At 59.5% G+C, this 17,638-nt stretch carries 20 protein-coding genes and 1 pseudogene; 14 read left to right on the plus strand and 7 right to left on the minus strand.

Annotation, left to right across the window (positions count from 1 at the left end; all coding sequences use genetic code 11):
* The first annotated feature begins 25 nt into the window (after window positions 1-25).
* On the plus strand, window positions 26-412 hold the full coding sequence (locus RWJ89_RS26905; RefSeq protein WP_017961764.1) for a hypothetical protein: 387 nt from the start codon (window positions 26-28) through the stop codon (window positions 410-412).
* 7 nt (window positions 413-419) lie between these two features.
* The gene (locus RWJ89_RS26910) at window positions 420-1,244 is read left to right on the plus strand and encodes a TrmH family RNA methyltransferase (protein WP_017961763.1); all 825 of its coding nucleotides are present in this window, start codon (window positions 420-422) and stop codon (window positions 1,242-1,244) included.
* Window positions 1,245-1,330: 86 nt separating this feature from the next.
* Here the strand turns inward: RWJ89_RS26910 and RWJ89_RS26915 are convergent, their stop codons facing one another.
* On the minus strand, window positions 1,331-2,494 hold the full coding sequence (locus RWJ89_RS26915) for a hypothetical protein (RefSeq protein WP_017961762.1): 1,164 nt from the start codon (window positions 2,492-2,494) through the stop codon (window positions 1,331-1,333).
* Between the two features lie 116 nt (window positions 2,495-2,610).
* On the minus strand, window positions 2,611-3,198 hold the full coding sequence (locus tag RWJ89_RS26920) for a DUF1134 domain-containing protein (RefSeq protein WP_025395705.1): 588 nt from the start codon (window positions 3,196-3,198) through the stop codon (window positions 2,611-2,613).
* Between the two features lie 193 nt (window positions 3,199-3,391).
* Here RWJ89_RS26920 and chpT point away from each other — a divergent pair, with 193 nt between their 5' ends.
* Both chpT and RWJ89_RS26930 read left to right on the plus strand, forming a co-directional pair.
* Window positions 3,392-4,039 (plus strand): histidine phosphotransferase ChpT, encoded by a 648-nt coding sequence (chpT, locus tag RWJ89_RS26925; RefSeq protein WP_003542366.1) that lies wholly within the window; start codon window positions 3,392-3,394, stop codon window positions 4,037-4,039.
* 121 nt (window positions 4,040-4,160) lie between these two features.
* Entirely contained in the window at window positions 4,161-4,523 is a 363-nt protein-coding gene (locus RWJ89_RS26930) for a response regulator (protein ID WP_003542364.1), read from the plus strand.
* A gap of 218 nt (window positions 4,524-4,741) precedes the next feature.
* On the opposite strand, the gene ctrA is transcribed toward RWJ89_RS26930, so the two are convergent.
* A complete protein-coding gene (ctrA, locus tag RWJ89_RS26935; protein ID WP_003542362.1) occupies window positions 4,742-5,443 on the minus strand; it encodes a response regulator transcription factor CtrA in 702 nt (233 codons plus the stop codon).
* 436 nt (window positions 5,444-5,879) lie between these two features.
* On the opposite strand from ctrA, the gene RWJ89_RS26940 reads away from it, so the two are divergent.
* Complete coding sequence (locus tag RWJ89_RS26940) at window positions 5,880-6,230, plus strand: hypothetical protein (protein ID WP_003542353.1); 351 nt, start codon at window positions 5,880-5,882, stop codon at window positions 6,228-6,230.
* A gap of 205 nt (window positions 6,231-6,435) precedes the next feature.
* Here the strand turns inward: RWJ89_RS26940 and RWJ89_RS26945 are convergent, their stop codons facing one another.
* On the minus strand, window positions 6,436-6,714 hold the full coding sequence (locus RWJ89_RS26945) for a GNAT family N-acetyltransferase (protein WP_077979110.1): 279 nt from the start codon (window positions 6,712-6,714) through the stop codon (window positions 6,436-6,438).
* 55 nt (window positions 6,715-6,769) lie between these two features.
* Between RWJ89_RS26945 and RWJ89_RS26950 the strand changes: the two genes are divergently transcribed.
* Window positions 6,770-7,336, plus strand: a complete 567-nt coding sequence (locus RWJ89_RS26950) for a paraquat-inducible protein A (RefSeq protein ID WP_183594430.1) — start codon at window positions 6,770-6,772, stop codon at window positions 7,334-7,336.
* Between the two features lie 23 nt (window positions 7,337-7,359).
* Here the strand turns inward: RWJ89_RS26950 and sciP are convergent, their stop codons facing one another.
* On the minus strand, window positions 7,360-7,635 hold the full coding sequence (sciP, locus tag RWJ89_RS26955; protein WP_007533628.1) for a CtrA inhibitor SciP: 276 nt from the start codon (window positions 7,633-7,635) through the stop codon (window positions 7,360-7,362).
* A 375-nt stretch (window positions 7,636-8,010) separates the two neighbouring features.
* Here sciP and RWJ89_RS26960 point away from each other — a divergent pair, with 375 nt between their 5' ends.
* Window positions 8,011-8,589: an autoinducer binding domain-containing protein gene (locus tag RWJ89_RS26960; protein ID WP_245503901.1), complete on the plus strand. Its 579-nt coding sequence runs from the start codon at window positions 8,011-8,013 to the stop codon at window positions 8,587-8,589.
* A 354-nt stretch (window positions 8,590-8,943) separates the two neighbouring features.
* Window positions 8,944-9,096, plus strand: a pseudogene (locus tag RWJ89_RS26965) (LuxR C-terminal-related transcriptional regulator); the annotation flags it as partial.
* Between the two features lie 130 nt (window positions 9,097-9,226).
* Here RWJ89_RS26965 and RWJ89_RS26970 read toward each other — a convergent pair.
* Window positions 9,227-9,952 carry a sugar transferase gene (locus tag RWJ89_RS26970; RefSeq protein ID WP_026265403.1) on the minus strand — a complete coding sequence of 242 codons (726 nt, stop codon included), beginning with the start codon at window positions 9,950-9,952 and terminating at the stop codon, window positions 9,227-9,229.
* 638 nt (window positions 9,953-10,590) lie between these two features.
* Window positions 10,591-11,388 (minus strand): 3'(2'),5'-bisphosphate nucleotidase CysQ, encoded by a 798-nt coding sequence (cysQ, locus tag RWJ89_RS26975; RefSeq protein WP_221953714.1) that lies wholly within the window; start codon window positions 11,386-11,388, stop codon window positions 10,591-10,593.
* Between the two features lie 543 nt (window positions 11,389-11,931).
* On the opposite strand from cysQ, the gene RWJ89_RS26980 reads away from it, so the two are divergent.
* The 6 genes from RWJ89_RS26980 (at window position 11,932) to RWJ89_RS27005 (ending at window position 17,466) form a co-directional block, all read left to right on the plus strand.
* Window positions 11,932-12,834, plus strand: a complete 903-nt coding sequence (locus tag RWJ89_RS26980; RefSeq protein WP_003542342.1) for a branched-chain amino acid ABC transporter permease — start codon at window positions 11,932-11,934, stop codon at window positions 12,832-12,834.
* A gap of 4 nt (window positions 12,835-12,838) precedes the next feature.
* On the plus strand, window positions 12,839-14,230 hold the full coding sequence (gene livM, locus RWJ89_RS26985) for a high-affinity branched-chain amino acid ABC transporter permease LivM (RefSeq protein ID WP_025395697.1): 1,392 nt from the start codon (window positions 12,839-12,841) through the stop codon (window positions 14,228-14,230).
* A complete protein-coding gene (locus tag RWJ89_RS26990) occupies window positions 14,230-15,108 on the plus strand; it encodes an ABC transporter ATP-binding protein (protein ID WP_003542337.1) in 879 nt (292 codons plus the stop codon). Before livM ends, RWJ89_RS26990 begins: the two co-directional genes overlap by 1 nt.
* Complete coding sequence (locus tag RWJ89_RS26995) at window positions 15,108-15,851, plus strand: ABC transporter ATP-binding protein (protein ID WP_003542336.1); 744 nt, start codon at window positions 15,108-15,110, stop codon at window positions 15,849-15,851. The genes RWJ89_RS26990 and RWJ89_RS26995 overlap by 1 nt, the downstream gene beginning before the upstream one ends.
* Before the next feature lie 19 nt (window positions 15,852-15,870).
* Window positions 15,871-16,224: a DUF6867 family protein gene (locus tag RWJ89_RS27000; RefSeq protein ID WP_017961754.1), complete on the plus strand. Its 354-nt coding sequence runs from the start codon at window positions 15,871-15,873 to the stop codon at window positions 16,222-16,224.
* A 120-nt stretch (window positions 16,225-16,344) separates the two neighbouring features.
* On the plus strand, window positions 16,345-17,466 hold the full coding sequence (locus RWJ89_RS27005) for a branched-chain amino acid ABC transporter substrate-binding protein (protein WP_077979108.1): 1,122 nt from the start codon (window positions 16,345-16,347) through the stop codon (window positions 17,464-17,466).
* The last annotated feature ends 172 nt before the right edge of the window (window positions 17,467-17,638 follow it).

Raw genomic sequence — 17,638 nt, forward strand, 5'->3', positions numbered from 1 at the left:
GTATTTTTTAGAACGGGACGCACAGATGACAGCAATCGAGCCAGACGACCAGGAAGAGAAGCCCCTTGATCCGGCGATGGAAAGTGTCCGGCGCAAGATGGTCCGCCTGCAGATCGTTTCCGGCGCCATCATGTTCGTGAGCCTTATGGCGGTCTTCGGCGCGGTTGTCTACAAGGTGATGCACAGCGAGCCGAAGGAGACGGCGTCCGCTGTTACCGCCTCCGGCGTGCCCTCGGATGCGCCGCTTGCGGCAACCGTTTCCCTGCCGCTCGGCTTCAAGGTGCAGTCCACTTCGTTTTCGGCAGGGCAGCTTCTGTTCTACGGCGAAACGGTCGAGGGCAGGAACAAGGCGCTGGTCTACGACCTCAGGACCGGCCGCACCGTCGCCGACGTCACTGTTACGGGCAATTGAGGCCGGCATGGCCGCCGTCCCAATCGACATCGACAGCGCCGACGATCCGCGCGTCGCTGAATTCCGCGAGATCCGCGAGCGCGACCTGACAGGCCGAGAGAACCGCTTCATCGCCGAAGGCACCGTCGTGCTGCGCATGCTCGCCGAGGCGCATGCGGCAGGCCGCGGCTTTCTCGCCGAGAAGATCCTGCTGCTGCGCAACCGCGTCGAAGGCGTCCTGCCCATCCTGGAGCGGTTTCCGGCCGATGTGCCGGTCTATGTCGCCGGGGCGGATGTGCTCGATAGCGTCGTCGGTTTCCATCTGCATCGCGGCGTTCTCGCGCTCGGCCGGCGACAGGACCGTGGGGAGGCGGCACTTCTCGACGCGCTGCCGGAACGGGCGCTGCTGCTCGTCGGCTGCGGCATTTCCAACCACGACAATGCCGGCTCGATGTTCCGCAATGCGGCCGCCTTCCGGGCGGATGCGGTGCTGCTCGACGAAACCTCCTGTGATCCACTCTACCGCAAGGCTCTGCGTGTCTCGGTCGGTTCGGTGCTGAGCGTTCCACACCGCCGCGGCGGCAAGGCGCTCGATGTGCTCGTGGCGCTTGCCGAACGGGGCTTTGCCATCTGGACGCTTTCACCGCACGGCAAGACCGATATCCGCGCCATTCCGGCCTCGACGCGCATGGCGCTCGTCGTCGGCACCGAGGGCGAGGGGTTGCCGGAGGCGCTGCTTGCGCGGTTCCAGAGCGCGCGCATTCCACAGTCGGAGGAACTCGACAGTCTCAATGCCGCGACGGCGACGGGGATCGCGCTGTTTTCCATGGCCTCGGCGATGGGCCGGGTCTAACGCAGATCCTTCTCAAATCGGATTGACTTTCAGGTTTCTGCGTCAATTCAAACATGATGGTCAAACATGATGGCGCGCCGCGCGTCCTATCGGACGCTCGGGGGATCGGCGAGGATCGCGGCCGCCCTGTCGGCAAGGCTGACGCGATCGTTCGGCTTCTTTTCAGCAGCTTCGACGAGCAGCGTCCGGATCGGTGAAGAGGCCCCCTCGTTCAGTGCGGTCAGCGCCACCATATTGGCGGCAATCGAGGCGATCTCCTCGCGGATCGCACCATCGCGTCCGGCTACGGCCTTTGCCTTTTGCAGGCGCTCGGCCAGGGCGGCGCTGCGTTTACGGACATCCTCGCCCATCTCAGCCGTGACGATGGCGGTGTCGAGAGTGGATGTGGTCGTGTCTTCCGTCATTTCCGCCGGCAGCTCCGCGGCCATCCCGGCAAGGCCGGCGTCGCGCAGCACCCGGTTGACCTTGCGGATCTCGGCGTTGGCGGCCTTCAACTGCTCCTTCAACCTGGCGATCTCCTGCTGGCGGCGAGCGACCAGGTTTTCCTTTTCGATGGCGGAAGCGCTCTCGCGCGCGGCCTTATCTTCCAGGCGGATCACCATATGCTGCTGCTGCGTCAGTTTCTGTTCGGCATCCTTGGCGCGCTTTTGCAGCAAGCTGACGTCCTGGCGCAGCGTGTCCCGTTCGTCACGCAGCGCGTTGACGCGGAATTTCAGGCTCTCCGCCTCGGTCTCGCGCGCGGCCAGGTCTATTCTCAGCCCATCGGCCTGTTCACCGAGCTTGCTCAGCCGCGTCCGCATCGTCGCCAGTTCGCTCTCCTTGTTGGCGGCGGACTGTTCGGCAATATGCAGATTGGTCTTCAACTGGCTGATATAGTTCTCGTCCTTTCGCAGATGCGAGCGCTGGTCGGCCGCCTCGACATGCATCTCGCCGATCTGGGCCTGCAATTCGCCGATCTCGGCGGCAAGCCTGCCGGCATCGACGGCGAGGGCGTCGTGGCGAAGCTGGAACGACAGGGATTTCTCGCGCTCGCGCAGAAGGTCCTGGGTGGTGCGGGCGTTTTCGGCGGCATAAAGCGCGCGCACCATGTCTTTCTGGGCGCGGACCTCCTGCGGGCTCAGCGGCATCGTCGCTTTCAGCCTGTTCTCCGTATACCAGACGATGCGGCGGTGAACGGCGGGCGAGACCAGAAAGACGAGGAAGGCCGCGGTCAGGAAGCCCAATCCGAACAAGAGAGCATATTCGATCACGGCGCGGCCATCGGTAAGAAGGTTGATACGAGGTCAGCCGCGATGATTAAGCACGCGTGACGCGCATGGCAAGGCCGCCGGTGGAGACGGCGGCAGATTCCAGCGGCTTTGAGGCCTCAGAAGGGGTTCCAGGTCGGCGCCTGGGTGATTTTGAGATAGCCGACATTGACGCCGAGGCGTGCACCGACGCCGGTGCGGATCGGCACGACCAGCACGTCGTTGTTCTTGAGCAGCGTCATGCCGAAGCCGGCGATCACATAGGCCGAGCCGCTGACGCCGCCGAAGCGGGCATAGATGCCGTTAACGGAGGGCAGGTCGTAGACCAGCATCATCACGCGTGAGCCCTGGCCGCCGTAATCGAGGCCGAGCGAGGGGCCTTGCCAGTAGAGGTTATGTTCGCCGGCGTTCTTGGTGTTCAGCTGGCCTTCGCCATAGGTAAGGCCGGCGATGAAGGCGCCGCCGCCTTCCTGTCCGAGGATATAGCCGTTCGGCAGGCCGTATTTCTGGAAGGCACTTTCTACGACCTTGGCAAGTCCGCCGCTGGCAGAGCCGAAGAAGGAGTGGCCGGTGTCGACGATTTCCTGCATCGTGTACTGGCCGTTGTCCTGGGCGGCGGCCGGCCCGGCAATCATCAGCGAGGAGACGATGAGGGCCGAAAGTAACCTGCAGAAGCCGATGAATCGGTGCGGAAATCGAGGGCGCATGGTGTCATCCGTTCGTCGTTTGGCTGAGAGCGGGCAACCGCTCGCGGCGATTGGTGCATTTTGCGCCGATGATCTTAACAATCGGTTTACCAAATATGGTGTCATTATGGCACCGAGTACGATCGCAAACTTCGCGCAATTTTGATGAAGCATATTCCGGGCGCAATGAGTTGCCGCCCATCAGGAGACAATGATGTCCAAGAACCCCAATCTCACCCTGTCCGGCCCGGATCTGGCCGCGCTTCTTTGCAGCCGCGTTTGCCACGATGTCATCTCGCCGGTCGGCGCGATCAATAACGGGCTGGAGCTCCTGGATGAAGGCGGCGCCGATGCCGATGCGATGGACCTGATCCGCACCAGCGCGCTCAATGCTTCCGTCCGCCTGAAATTCGCACGTCTCGCCTTCGGCGCGTCGGGTTCCGTCGGCGCCTCGATCGACACCGGCGAGGCCGAGCGTGCAGCCAAGGATTTCGCCGTCGCCGAAAAGAAGACCGAGGTGATCTGGAACGGACCGCGCGCCATCGTCGCCAAGAACCGTGTCAAGCTGCTGCTCAACCTCTTCCTCGTTGCCTATTCCGCCATTCCGCGCGGCGGCGTGCTCGAGGTAACGCTCGAAAATCCCGAGTTCGATGCGAAGTTCAAGCTCACGTCCAAAGGCAAACTGATGCGCCTGCCGCCGAAGTTCGTCGAGATATCGACCGGCACTATCGAGGAAGCGATCGATGCCCATTCGATCCAGCCCTATTACACCGTGCTTCTGGCGCAGGAGTGCGGAATGACGCTTGATCACAGCGCCAGCGCCGACGAACTGGTGTTCACGGCAGTGGCTGCGGCAGCCTGATTTCGGGGCGCGGACCCGTGTCGGCGCCCCGTCCGGTAACGATTCGTTAGCCTGATGGACCTATTCTCCAGGGTTGTAAGAGGCCTCTTGCTGCGACGAATGCGGGGGCAAAGGAGCGGCCATGCAAAGGTTCATGATCACCGATAATTCGGACATCGTCCGCAAGGTCGGCAAGCGCATTCTCTCCGAACTCGACTTTCTGGTCAGCGAGGCCTCCAACGCCGGCGAGGCGCTGCAGCGCTGCCAGGCGGAGCTGCCGGAATATCTGATCGTCGATTCCGGCATGGAAGGCGCCCTCGACCTCATCGCCGCCATCCGTGCCATGGAGGGCGGCAAAGAGGTCAAGATCTATTACTGCGTCGTCGAGGCGGATCTGAAGAAACTCATGGCGGGCAAACGGGCCGGAGCCACCGACTTCCTGCTGAAGCCGTTCGATCGCAAGATCCTGACCGCCGTTTTCGGAAACCGCGCGATCGCCGCCTGACGGGCAGATCTCTTCCGCCGATATCGGCACCACCGGAGCATGATGCCGCGTGCAAGCGGTCTCGGCCGCCCCAGGTTATTTCCTAGATCGAAAGAACAGAGGATTTCAGGCCGATCCGGCCTGAGGTGAGGGCGGATTCTTATTGCGCAGGCAGAAACGAAAATCCCGCCGAAAAGGCGGGATCTTCGTTTATCCGATAAGGGGGATCGGAAAAAATATCAGGCGGTTTCGGCGTATTCGGCACCATCCGGCTCGCGAAGAACGTAACCACGGCCCCAGACGGTCTCGATGTAGTTGGCGCCGCCGGCAGCGTTGGCGAGCTTCTTGCGGAGCTTGCAGATGAAGACGTCGATGATCTTCAGTTCCGGCTCGTCCATGCCGCCGTAGAGGTGGTTCAGGAACATTTCCTTGGTGAGGGTGGTGCCCTTGCGGAGCGAAAGCAGCTCCAGCATCTGATATTCCTTGCCCGTCAGGTGGACGCGCTGGCCGCCGACTTCGACCGTCTTGGCATCGAGGTTGACGATCAACTCGCCGGTCATGATGACCGACTGGGCGTGTCCCTTGGAGCGGCGGACGATGGCGTGGATGCGGGCGACGAGCTCGTCCTTGTGGAACGGCTTGGTCATGTAGTCGTCAGCGCCGAAACCGAGGCCGCGAACCTTGTCTTCGATGCCGGCCATGCCCGACAGAATAAGGATGGGCGTCTTGACCTTGGACAGCCGGAGAGTGCGAAGCACTTCATATCCGGACATGTCGGGCAGGTTCAGATCGAGAAGGATGATATCATAATCATACAGCTTGCCCAGATCGACGCCTTCTTCACCGAGATCGGTGGTATAAACATTAAAACTCTCTGATTTAAGCATCAACTCGATGCTCTGCGCCGTCGCGCTGTCATCCTCGATTAGAAGTACCCGCATAATTATCCCCTTTACCGCCGCCGAAAGGTGGTCTGGCCCCCTACACGATACCGAACACGCTACGTGATTTGAAAGCTGCCACGAAATGGTTAACAAATTCTAATTCACTCTGGCAAGGAGTATCGAATTTATTAAACAATTTTTCCATTTCTCTGTTTTCCAATAGGAATCTCAAAAAGGTGTTCCTCAACTTTAACATTAGGAAACATCGCTAAGTGATTCATCCGACTCGCCAATGAAAAGGTTCGAACTTCATGCCTCGGCATTTACCGACCCTTAAATCATAGGGCCTATCATTAACGATGCCCGTAAACGAAAGGTTACCAGCGGTAGGTATTTGTTAATATCGCGGGAAATTTTTTAGCAAACCGTGTCAAAGCGGCGCGCAGGGCGGTTTCAAGTTGAGCCGGGGTCTCGCATCACGGGAGTAATGCGTATGAAGTCGCGAGAAAGTCTCGTTCGCCTGAAGGAATTTCAGGTGAACGAAAAACGACGTCAGTTGCAGCAGTTGCAGATGATGATGTCCGAATTCGAACGGATGACGAAGGATCTGGAGAGCCAGATCGTCGTCGAGGAAAAGAAGTCCGGTATTTCCGACCCGAATCACTTTGCTTATCCGACCTTCGCCAAGGCCGCGCGTCAGCGGGCCGACAACCTGCAGGTTTCGATCAAGGAACTGAAGATGCAGGAAGAGACGCTGGAAATGGCGCTCGAGGAGATGCAAGCGGAATATGCAAGGGCCACAGCGCTGGAAGAGCGTGACGGCGGCGCCAGAGCAAGGGCGTAAGAGAAACGGCTGGGTGCCGGCTTCGGCGCCCTGGGATCGCCACTGAGAAGCCATGTATGATGGGCGCGCTGTCCGTTATACATGGCTTTTGGTGTTTGCCTTATGGCGTCGCTCCCACCGGAAACGAGATTCGTCCCCCGCAGGGACGATTTATTTTATGCGTGTCCTTGTCCCAAACCCGCTGTGCGTTTTTGGGCGACATGCATTAATTCACGACATCCTTCCATTCCGGATGGCGTTGCGCCTGCGCCTTGAAGAATGGGCAGAGCGGGATGATCTTCCAGCCGCCGCTGCGGGCTGCCTCCACGGCGTGGAGCGCCAGCGCCTGGCCGACACCTTTACCGCGCAGCGAATCGGGAACGCCCGTGTGATCGATGATGACCAGCTTAGGCGATGTGCGTGAATAGGTCATCTCCGCCTCGTGCCCTTCGACCTCGGCCGCATAGCGGCCGCCGGAGACGCCTTCCTCACTTCGAATGTCCATTGTCTTTCCTCATAACCGATATTGTCGTAGCGGACCGTGACATGGCGGCGCGGTCGTGCCAAGCCGTGGAGGCAATACAGGCAGGAGACAGAGTGTTCATGCAAAATGTCGGATCGATGAGAGGTTCAGGGCAATGAGTGCGCTTTCGATGGCTCGCCCCGTGCTTCTCGTGGCTGCGCCGTTCTTCCTGGCGCTCGGCCTCGTCTTGCCGCTGGTCCGTTTCGAGACGCTGTATTTCTTCGACGAAACGCCGTCGCTCATCGAAATCATCGTCTCGCTCTGGCAAGGCGGGGACGAGCTGCTGGCGGCAATCGTCGCCCTGGTTTCGATCCTGCTCCCGTTTCTAAAGATGATCGGCATCACCGTGGAGGCGATGGGGATCACCGCAGAAGCGACGGCCTCCGGGGGTGGGGCCGGCAGCCTGTTCTATCGTCGCGTCGTACCGCATCTGTCCAAGTGGTCGATGATGGATGTGCTGCTCGTCGCGATCGTCATTGCGGCGGCGAAGACGACGGGGCTGGCGGATGCCTTCACGCAGCCCGGCCTCTGGTGCTACGCGGCCTCGTCAGTGATTTCGGGCCTTCTTCATTCCCTCATGGGAGATGCGTCCGGCCCGAAATAAATGTCGTCGATGCTGGGGTGTGATCAGTGACGATATTGCTGAATGCGCGTGGTGCGCAGGCCGGCAAGACCGTGGCTGTTGATCGACGACTGCCAGGACAGGAATTCTTCGACCGTGAGCGTGTAACGCTCGCAGGCCTCTTCCAAGCTCAACAAGCCACCGCGGACAGCCGCGACAACCTCTGCCTTCCGGCGAATCACCCAGCGCCGCGTATTGGGCGGCGGAAGATCCGCGATCGTCAGGGGGCTGCCATCGGGGCCGATGACATATTTTACTCGGGGACGTATCATTTCGGTCATTGGACTCTCTACACAACGCAAGACCACGAGCCCCACTCTAGCCTGCCACATTTAAAAATTGCCTAAACCCATCGTAAGACTTTGATAACAAATTTAGACGCCCGCCCTGGCCGGCGATGGGGGCCGCTGTCTGCCGCCACATCAATTTGTAGCGCCTGCATGGGAGCCATGCGGAATAAATATTAGCTGATTTCCCGGGACGATCTTATAAGGGCGGCAACATAAGGATGAGCGCAAGACTTCGTCTCCGTTCTTCCCGCTGTATCAGTCCAGTTCGCGTTTTTGATGCTTCGTATCCTCGGAATGCGGGCAGAAGCCGTCTTTGCTGATGTCCCGGTGACAGCAAGGCCGAGCCGAAGCTGGCCATTCGAGGATATGAAGTTGAAAAGACGTGAACGCGCAGTCGGCGACTGCGCTGAGGATGCTGCATTTTCGCCTTCGCAGGCCGATCGCGCCGGGGTTTCGGCCGACGACGGCAAGGAACGGCTCGACGCGATGGCGAAGCTTGTGGGCTTCGATTTCTGTCTGCTCTCGGCTTTCCCGCGGGGCGACCGCACAGCTTTCACCGAAAACCGGTTGATCAGCAATTGGCCGCAAAGCCTTGTCGGCTTTTACGAGGCTGCCGATCTCTTCTATTGCAGTAGACTGGTGACCGCGATGAAGCGGATAATCGTGCCGATCTTCTGCGAGGAGGGGTCGTTTGCGGGCAGCGCGGCCAATCAGGAAAACCGCAAACTCAACGCGCTCTTTCAATTGCACGGGATGAAGAATACCTTCGCCTTCACGCTGCACGACGCTGACCTGAAACAATACATCTTCGCCTTCTCAGGCGGCTGTCCTATGCCCACGCGAGAGCAGGCGATGGCGCTGCTCTACGGCTCCATGGAGGATGGCCCGTTAGAGACGCTCACCCGGCGCGAAATCGAATGCCTGCGACGCTGCCTGATTCCTTAAATCGGAATCGATTTAGAGCCTTTCCTGGTCAGCTTGAAGCATTCTGTTGGCTCAAACGGAGTCGGATGGTCGACCGGCCGGCGCGCGTCGTAGCCAAGCTCTACGGCCAAGCCGGCCGGTCGATCAGCCGGTCCGTTTTAGCCAACCCGAAGGGCCGGGCATCTTTGCGCCAGGGCAAAGGCGATCGGCTCGGACGTACCAAGGGGTATGCCCGTCGCCAATCGCCTTTGCCCTGACGAAAACCTGCTCCGGCAGAATGCTTCAATCTAACCCGGAAAGGCTCTAAGGAATCAGGCAGCAATTCAAAGTGCTACAGCGTCCTTTGCGCGTCTAAAAAGACGCGCAGCGCTGTAGTCGGCGGCCGGCAAGAGCAGCGACGAGATCGCGATCATTCTCGATCTCTCGGCACATACGGTGGTTGGTTATCTGAAGGGCGCGATGCGCAAGCTCGATTCGGTCAGCCGCATGCAGGCGGTCGCCGGAGCATTCCGGTACCGGCTGCTCTGAGGCAGCCGGCCCTTCTCACAAAGCTAAAGCTGGGAAGCATGTAGCGCAAAATGTGCATCGCTTTTTGTGCGACATGCGCAAAAACAAAGACTAAAGCGCGAGCAGCGAATCTGAAAGATCGCGACGCGCTTTAGAAGCCTTTTCCGCGGGTCAGCTCCGACACGATGGTTCCGAAAATGATGCGCATGTCCATCAAGATCGAAAAATTCCCGACGTAGTAGAGATCGCTGGCGATACGGGCGCGCGCCTTGGCCGGACGATCGGTCGGACCGCGCAGGCCGCGCATCTGGGCAAGACCCGTCATGCCGGGGCGCATCGCATGGCGCTGATGGTATTCCGGTACGAGCTCTTCGTAGAGCACGCCGCCGGCGCGCATGCCGATCGCATGGCAGCGCGGGCCGACGACCGACATGTGGCCCAGCAGTACGTTCAGCAGTTGCGGCAACTCATCGACATTCGTGCGGCGCAGAATGGCACCGACGCGAGTGACGCGCGGATCGTTCATCACCGTCTGGGCAACGCCGGAGACGTCGCAGAGGTCGGTGCGCATGGAACGGAACTTGTAGACCTTGATGGCCTTGCAGTTCTTGCCCCAGCGGGTCTGCTTGAAGAGCACCGGCCCTGGGCTGTCGATCTTGATCAGCAGGGCGACGAACAGAAGGAAAGGGGCGAGGACGAGGAGGGCGCTCAACGACGAAACAATGTCGAACGCCCGCTTCAGGACCAAATCCACCAACGGCGCCTGCGGCGCATCGCTGTGGATAACAGGGGTCTGAATCTTCAGGCTCGGCTGCTGGCGGCGGCTCGGCCGGAAGGACTCTGTCGAAATGCTGTTGTTTAATTCCGTGATGCTCAAGGATCGTACTCTGTTGTCTTCGAGGGGGCGCGGCGGCAATAGGCGATCAATGGTTAACCCTGTCACCAGGGCTGCACTTAGGTCTTGGTAACCCTACTAAAACGGAAAAATGCGACAATTGTGTAATGGTGTCCAGAGAAATATCGCATCGCAACAAATCTTTCGCATCTGCGTTAAGTTGAGGCAAACTCATGATATTTCGTTAATAATTGGAATTTCGTCAAGGTTTTTAGGACTTTGGCGAGGGTTTGCGCGGGCTGGCGACGCACCGTTTCGGCACGTGACCCAGGTCTCTTAACTGTATTTCTTAAGGGAACACGAGGCGAAATTTCTCTGATGAAGATATCGATCATCCTAGAAGCCGTGTCAAAATGTGACAGAATCAAGGCAGGCTTGGTGAAGCGATAGCGTCTGGAAAAGATGCAGACGACGAGTTTACGGCCAGAATCAGTTGGTGAGACCCGATCGCGCGAATCACTCCACAGCTCGAAATGGACATGCTTCCAGACACGCAGGGGGGAGGTTATTTGGCGGGCAAAGAGACGGCCCGCTCAGGGGGGCGTTTGTCGGAGATCGCGGATTGGCGGCGAGGCAAAGGATTGCGCCGCCTGCCGGTATTCAGCGATATCCGCGGGTGATCACGCCGGTTCGAGGACGCGTTTCCTGCCACCCCAGGAGATGAAGTTCGGGTTGGCGAAGTCGAAATCGGCCGCCGTTCCCGTCTTGCCGTAGGTCAGCGGCATTCCGTCCAGCGTCACTGTCGAACCGCCGGCGGCACGCAGCACCGCATCACCGGCCGCGGTGTCCCATTCCATCGTGCGGGTGAAACGCGGATAGACGTCGGCCTTGCCTTCGGCGAGCAGGCAGAACTTCAGAGAGGAACCGATATTGGTGCATTTGAAGATCGCGTGGTCGGCGAGGAAGCTCCCGGTCTCCGGGCTGTTGTGGCGAAGGCTTGCAAGCGCCAGCCTGTCGTCCGGCTGTTCGCGCACCGTGATTGCGCTGCGTGCGCCAACCGTGAAATCGTCCATGACGACGAGCCTTTCAGCGTGGCCGCGTTCTCCAGAGAAAGCAAGCCCCAGCGCCGGCGCATAGACGATGCCGGCCACCGGGGCGCCGTTCTCGATATAGGCGATGTTGACAGTGAATTCCTGCCGTCCGTCGACGAATTCACGGGTGCCGTCGAGAGGGTCGACCAGGAGGAAGCCTCGCCCGGCAATGTCGGGCACTTTTCCGGCGGCGACCGATTCTTCCGCCACGACTGGTATTTCGGGATAATCTCTGGCGAGATGAGCGAGGATGATGCGTTCGGCCTCCTCGTCGGCGACCGTGACCGGACTTGCATCCGCCTTCATGGCGACAGGGAAGCCTTCGCGCAAGACCGTGATGATGGCCTTGCCGGCTTCGAGCGCCGCCTTTTCAAATGTCCTCAGCATTGTCCTTTTGCCGTTCGCCACGCGGCGAGCACCCCGCTGTCGCTCGTCCGCAAACCATCCCTGTCACAACCAGATACGCAAGTTAATATGGTGTTCCCCGTCGTGCTCCGCATCCCTCAATACGCAGCCTGATGATGCTACCATAAGTTTTCAGCCTTGTCAGACGAAGATGCGGCATCGCTGGTGAAATGGCATTCGTCAAAGGGGCTGCCTTGGGGTCTGAATTTGCTCCATCTTCCAATTCTGTGGAATAGCTTACGCAGCAAGCAGTGCAGGAAATCGACGGCGATATCTCCGGATGGTTAACCCAGTTGTAGTTTCTGGCTAAAAATAGGCCCCGCTCTGCCGTTTTTCTGTGGATTTTGGTTCAAAACGCGCCATTTAGGCCTGTTCTGACAAGAATCTGTCGGAGTAAATCCTTTTTGTCTTCACATTTCCAACGAAACCGCTATGCATTCGGCCTATGAGGTTCCCTGAAACGGGGAACCAAAGAACCAAAAAGAGATGCAGCATGTTTCGCTCGCATCCAGGGGAAAACGACATATGGAGTATTTCGTCCAGCAGCTCTTAAACGGGCTGACGCTCGGATCCATCTATGGCCTTGTGGCTATTGGCTATACGATGGTTTACGGCATTATCGGCATGATCAATTTCGCCCATGGCGACATCTTCATGCTCGGTGGCTTCGCCGCTCTTATCGTCTTCCTCGTCCTCACATCCATCTTCGCAGGTCTCCCGGTGGCCGTTCTGCTGCTGGTGATGCTTGTCGTTGCGATGCTGATGACGAGTTTGTGGAATTGGACGATCGAGCGCGTGGCATACCGGCCCCTGCGCGGGTCCTTCCGCCTGGCGCCGCTGATTACTGCGATCGGCATGTCGATCACGCTGTCCAACTTCATCCAGGTGACGCAGGGTCCACGCAACAAGCCGATCCCGCCGATGGTGAGCTCGGTCTACCAGTTCGGCAACATCTCGGTGTCGCTGAAGCAGATCATCATCATCGTGATCACCGCAGTGCTGCTGACGATCTTCTGGTACATCGTCAATCGTACGGCACTCGGCCGTGCCCAGCGCGCCACTGAGCAGGATCGCAAGATGGCCGCGCTGCTCGGCGTCAACGTCGACCAGACGATCTCCATCACTTTCGTTATGGGTGCGGCACTCGCAGCGGTCGCCGGCACGATGTACCTGATGTATTATGGCGTTGCCTCGTTTAACGACGGCTTCACGCCTGGTGTGAAGGCCTTCACGGCAGCCGTTCTCGGCGGTATCGGTTCGTTGCCCGGCGCCGTCTTCGGCGGCCTCCTTATCGGCCTTATCGAGTCGCTGTGGTCGGCATACTTCACCATCGCCTACAAGGACGTCGCGACCTTTGCGATCCTGGCTTTCGTGTTGATCTTCAAGCCGACCGGCATCCTCGGGCGGCCGGAAGTCGAGAAGGTATAACGTCATGGCAAACACCGAAAATTCTGCAGGCAAGCCCGATGCCGGACTTGTCCGCAAAGGCCTTACCGAAGCTCTTTTCGCCGCCGTCCTGTCGTTCGGCATGTTCGTTCTCTATGTCGGCCTCAAGACCGACCAGAACATCAGCAATGAGTTGATCATCGTCCAGCGCTGGGGCCTGCTTGCGATCTTCGTCGCGGTCGCTGCCATCGGCCGCTTCGCCATGGTCGTTTTCATCAGGCCGAATATCGACCGCCGCAAGCTCAGCAAGGCGCGCGAGGGCGAACTCGATATCTCGACAGAGAAGAGCTTCTTCCACCGGCATTTCCTGAAGATCGCGCTGATCGCGCTGCTGCTTTATCCCATGGTGGTGGTGGCGATCAAAGGCCCTCAGGGCTCGCTGACATATGTCGACAATTTCGGCATTCAGATCCTGATCTATGTGATGCTCGCCTGGGGGCTGAACATCGTCGTCGGCCTTGCCGGCCTGCTCGACCTTGGCTATGTCGCCTTCTATGCCGTCGGCGCCTATTCCTACGCACTGCTTTCGAGCTATTTCGGCCTGTCCTTCTGGGTGCTGCTGCCGCTTTCGGGCATTTTCGCCGCACTCTGGGGCGTCATTCTCGGCTTCCCGGTGCTGCGCCTGCGCGGCGATTACCTTGCCATCGTGACGCTTGCCTTCGGTGAAATCATTCGTCTCGTCCTCATCAACTGGACTGAAGTGACGAAGGGCACCTTCGGTATCTCAAGTATCCCGAAGGCAACACTCTTCGGCATTCCCTTCGATGCGACGGCCGGCGGCTTTGCCAAACTCTTTAACCTGCCGATCTCCTCGGCCTATTACAAAATCTTCCTGTTCTATTTGATCCTGGCGCTCTGCATGCTGACGGCCTATGTCACCATCCGGCTGCGCCGCATGCCGATCGGACGCGCCTGGGAAGCTTTGCGTGAAGACGAGATCGCCTGCCGTTCGCTCGGCATCAACACGGTGACGACCAAGCTCACCGCCTTTGCGACGGGCGCGATGTTTGCCGGTTTCGCCGGCTCGTTCTTCGCCGCCCGCCAGGGCTTCGTCTCGCCGGAATCCTTCGTCTTCCTGGAATCGGCCGTCATTCTCGCCATTGTTGTCCTTGGCGGCATGGGGTCGTTGACCGGCATCGCGATCGCCGCCATCGTCATGGTCGGCGGCACCGAGTTGCTGCGCGAGATGAGCTTCCTAAAACTCATCTTCGGACCAGATTTTACGCCGGAACTTTACCGCATGTTGATCTTCGGCCTCGCCATGGTCGTCGTCATGCTGTTCAAGCCGCGCGGCTTCGTCGGCTCGCGTGAGCCGACAGCCTTCCTCAGAGAGCGCAAGGCGATATCCGGAAGCTTCATCAAGGAGGGCCATGGTTGATGAGCCCCGTGACGACGAATACGATGTCTGACGACACTCTTCTCAAGGTCGAACACCTGTCGATGAAGTTCGGCGGCCTGATGGCCATCAACGACTTCTCCTTCGAAGCCAAGCGTGGCGATATCACCGCGCTGATCGGGCCGAACGGCGCCGGCAAGACCACCGTCTTCAACTGCATCACCGGCTTCTACAAGCCGACGATGGGCATGATCACGTTCAACCAGAAGAGCGGCAAGCAATACCTGCTGGAGCGCCTGCCGGACTTTCGCATCACCAGGGAAGCCAAGGTCGCGCGTACCTTCCAGAACATCCGGCTGTTCTCCGGCCTGACCGTTCTGGAAAACCTGCTGGTTGCCCAGCACAACAAGCTGATGAAGGCATCGGGTTATACAATCCTCGGCCTTATCGGTGTCGGCCCCTATAGGCGGGAAGCGGCCGAGGCGATCGAGCTTGCCCGTTTCTGGCTTGAGAAGGCCGACCTTATCGACCGCGCCGACGACCCCGCCGGCGATTTGCCCTACGGCGCCCAGCGGCGTCTCGAAATCGCCCGCGCCATGTGCACCGGCCCGGAGCTGCTTTGCCTGGATGAACCGGCTGCCGGCCTCAACCCACGGGAATCGGCAACGCTCAACGCTCTGCTGAAGAGCATTCGCGCCGAAACCGGGACGTCGATCCTGCTGATCGAGCACGACATGTCTGTGGTCATGGAAATCTCCGACCACGTCGTCGTCCTCGAATATGGTCAGAAGATTTCCGATGGCACACCGGATCACGTGAAGAACGATCCGCGGGTCATCGCGGCCTATCTCGGTGTCGAGGATGAGGAAGTGGAAGAGGTGATCGCAGCCGTCGAGCAGCTCGAAGGAGGCGCAAACTGATGGGCGATGAAGTAATGACGGGTCAACCGCTCCTTCAGGTGAATGGCGTCGAAACCTATTACGGCAATATCCGGGCGCTGGCCGGCGTCGATGTCCACGTCAACAAGGGCGAGATCGTCAGCCTGATCGGCGCCAACGGCGCCGGCAAGTCGACACTGATGATGACGATCTGCGGCAGCCCGCAGGCCCGCACCGGTTCGGTGGTCTTTGAGGGCCGCGACATCACCCGCATGCCGACGCATGAAATCGCCCGTCTGCGCATTGCACAGTCGCCGGAAGGCCGCCGCATCTTCCCGCGCATGACGGTTCTGGAAAATCTTCAGATGGGCGCTGGCCTCGATAATCTGAAACACTTCGCCGAAGACGTTGAGAAGATCTTCACGCTCTTCCCGCGTCTCAAGGAACGTCACGCCCAGCGGGGTGGAACACTTTCGGGCGGCGAGCAGCAGATGCTGTCGATCGGCCGCGCGCTGATGGCGCGCCCGAAACTGCTGCTTCTCGACGAACCCTCGCTCGGTCTTGCGCCGCTGATCGTCAAGGGCATCTTCGAGGCGATCAGGAAGCTCAACGAGGCGGAGGGGCTGACCGTTTTCCTCGTCGAGCAGAACGCGTTCGCCGCCCTCAGGCTTTCTCACCGCGCCTACGTGATGGTGAACGGCAAGGTGACGATGAGCGGCTCCGGCAAGGAGCTTCTTGCCAATCCCGAGGTCCGCGCCGCCTATCTCGAAGGCGGAAGACACTAGCTCGAAAGGAGAGTTTGACATGCAGGGACTTTTCTTCGAAGCGGATGCCGGCCCCCTTGTGGCGATCCGTGTCATCGTCTTGCTCTTAGGCTTCTGGACGGCCTGGCGCGCCGGCAAAGCGGTTGCCGAGGGCTGGAGCGACTATCCGCTGGTCATCGTCTATACATTTCTGCTCGCCTGGGCGATGCAGTTCCTGCATCATGCCCTGTTCAATGGGCCGATGCTCAACGCCTTCTACTATATCCTCGACTTCGTGACGCTGCTGGTGTTCTCGACGGCCGGCTTCCGCTACCGCCGCACCAATCAGATGGTTAACAACTATTACTGGCTGTACGAGAAAACTTCCGCGTTTTCGTGGAAGGACAAACATTGACAGTCCGTTGAAACTAGGCATGAATTGCCTTCCGAGTGGAACAGCTTTCCTGGCGCAGTCAATGGTGGGTAGTGCGCTGGGCCTTAGACCGGAACCCGCCCAAAAATTGGGAGTAATAATATGAAGAAGTCTCTTCTGTCGGCGGTGGCTCTGACGGCGATGGTCGCCTTCAGCGGCAACGCGTGGGCCGACGTTCTCATCGCTGTCGCTGGTCCGCTGACTGGCCCGAACGCCGCGTTCGGCGCTCAGCTCCAGAAGGGTGCTGAACAGGCAGCCGCCGACATCAACGCGGCTGGCGGCATCAACGGCGAGCAGATCAAGATCGAGCTCGGCGACGACGTCTCCGACCCGAAGCAGGGCATTTCGGTCGCCAACAAGTTCGCTGCTGACGGCGTCAAGTTTGTCATCGGCCACTTCAACTCGGGCGTTTCGATCCCGGCTTCGGAAGTCTATGCCGAAAACGGCATCCTCGAAATCACCCCGGCCGCGACGAACCCGACCTTCACGGAGCGGGGCCTGTGGAACACGTTCCGCACCTGCGGCCGTGACGACCAGCAGGGTGCCATCGCCGGCAAATATCTTGCAGATCACTTCAAGGACGCCAAGATCGCTGTCGTTCACGACAAGACCCCCTACGGTCAGGGCCTTGCCGACGAAACCAAGAAGGCTATGAATGCCGCTGGCGTCACGGAAGTCATATACGAAGGCATCAACGTCGGCGACAAGGACTTCTCGGCCCTCATCGCCAAGATGAAGGAAGCCGGCGTCTCGATCATCTATTGGGGTGGTCTGCACACCGAAGCCGGTCTCATCATCCGCCAGGCGGCCGACCAGGGCCTGAAGGCCACGCTGGTTTCGGGCGACGGTATCGTTTCGAACGAACTGGCCTCGATCGCTGGTGACGCCGTCGCCGGTACGCTGAACACCTTCGGCCCCGATCCGACGGCGAACCCTGCGAACAAGGAACTCGTCGAGAAGTTCAAGGCCGCTGGTTTCAATCCGGAAGCCTACACGCTCTATTCCTACGCTGCGATGCAGGCGATCGCCGGGGCCGCCAAGGCTGCCGGTTCGCTGGATCCTGAGGCCGTTGCCAAGGCCATGAAGGAGAAGGGCCCGTTCCCGACCGTTCTCGGCGACATTTCGTTCGACGAAAAGGGCGACCCGAAGATTCCTGGCTACATCATGTATGAATGGAAGAAGGGTCCGGACGGCAAGTACAGCTACTTCCCGCAGGGCATGTAAGCCTCGCTTCCCATTTTGGGACATGATTATCGAAGCCCGGTTCCGACCGGGCTTCTTTCTTTTTGCGGGTGTTTCAATTCCGGCTTGGCTACCGTGCCGCAGTCGCTCATCGATCGATCCACGAAGACGGCGCGTTACGGCGCCCGGCAGCTCGCTTCGGTGAAGGGGATGC

Source organism: Rhizobium sp. 10PS4 (assembly GCF_032464805.1).
Lineage (GTDB): Bacteria > Pseudomonadota > Alphaproteobacteria > Rhizobiales > Rhizobiaceae > Rhizobium > Rhizobium laguerreae.

Bases quoted from the DNA above. Each gene is read 5' to 3' on its own strand.
- RWJ89_RS26940 (WP_003542353.1), top strand. From the start codon at position 5,880: ATGAAGTCGCGAGAAAGTCTCGTTCGCCTGAAGGAATTTCAGGTGAAC.
- RWJ89_RS26995 (WP_003542336.1), top strand. From the start codon at position 15,108: ATGGGCGATGAAGTAATGACGGGTCAACCGCTCCTTCAGGTGAATGGC.
- livM (WP_025395697.1), top strand. From the start codon at position 12,839: ATGGCAAACACCGAAAATTCTGCAGGCAAGCCCGATGCCGGACTTGTC.
- ctrA (WP_003542362.1), bottom strand. From the start codon at position 5,443: ATGCGGGTACTTCTAATCGAGGATGACAGCGCGACGGCGCAGAGCATC.
- RWJ89_RS26960 (WP_245503901.1), top strand. From the start codon at position 8,011: ATGAAGTTGAAAAGACGTGAACGCGCAGTCGGCGACTGCGCTGAGGAT.
- RWJ89_RS26910 (WP_017961763.1), top strand. From the start codon at position 420: ATGGCCGCCGTCCCAATCGACATCGACAGCGCCGACGATCCGCGCGTC.
- RWJ89_RS27005 (WP_077979108.1), top strand. From the start codon at position 16,345: ATGAAGAAGTCTCTTCTGTCGGCGGTGGCTCTGACGGCGATGGTCGCC.
- RWJ89_RS26905 (WP_017961764.1), top strand. From the start codon at position 26: ATGACAGCAATCGAGCCAGACGACCAGGAAGAGAAGCCCCTTGATCCG.
- RWJ89_RS26990 (WP_003542337.1), top strand. From the start codon at position 14,230: ATGAGCCCCGTGACGACGAATACGATGTCTGACGACACTCTTCTCAAG.
- RWJ89_RS26920 (WP_025395705.1), bottom strand. From the start codon at position 3,198: ATGCGCCCTCGATTTCCGCACCGATTCATCGGCTTCTGCAGGTTACTT.
- RWJ89_RS26930 (WP_003542364.1), top strand. From the start codon at position 4,161: ATGCAAAGGTTCATGATCACCGATAATTCGGACATCGTCCGCAAGGTC.
- RWJ89_RS26945 (WP_077979110.1), bottom strand. From the start codon at position 6,714: ATGGACATTCGAAGTGAGGAAGGCGTCTCCGGCGGCCGCTATGCGGCC.
- cysQ (WP_221953714.1), bottom strand. From the start codon at position 11,388: ATGCTGAGGACATTTGAAAAGGCGGCGCTCGAAGCCGGCAAGGCCATC.
- RWJ89_RS26980 (WP_003542342.1), top strand. From the start codon at position 11,932: ATGGAGTATTTCGTCCAGCAGCTCTTAAACGGGCTGACGCTCGGATCC.
- sciP (WP_007533628.1), bottom strand. From the start codon at position 7,635: ATGACCGAAATGATACGTCCCCGAGTAAAATATGTCATCGGCCCCGAT.
- chpT (WP_003542366.1), top strand. From the start codon at position 3,392: ATGTCCAAGAACCCCAATCTCACCCTGTCCGGCCCGGATCTGGCCGCG.
- RWJ89_RS27000 (WP_017961754.1), top strand. From the start codon at position 15,871: ATGCAGGGACTTTTCTTCGAAGCGGATGCCGGCCCCCTTGTGGCGATC.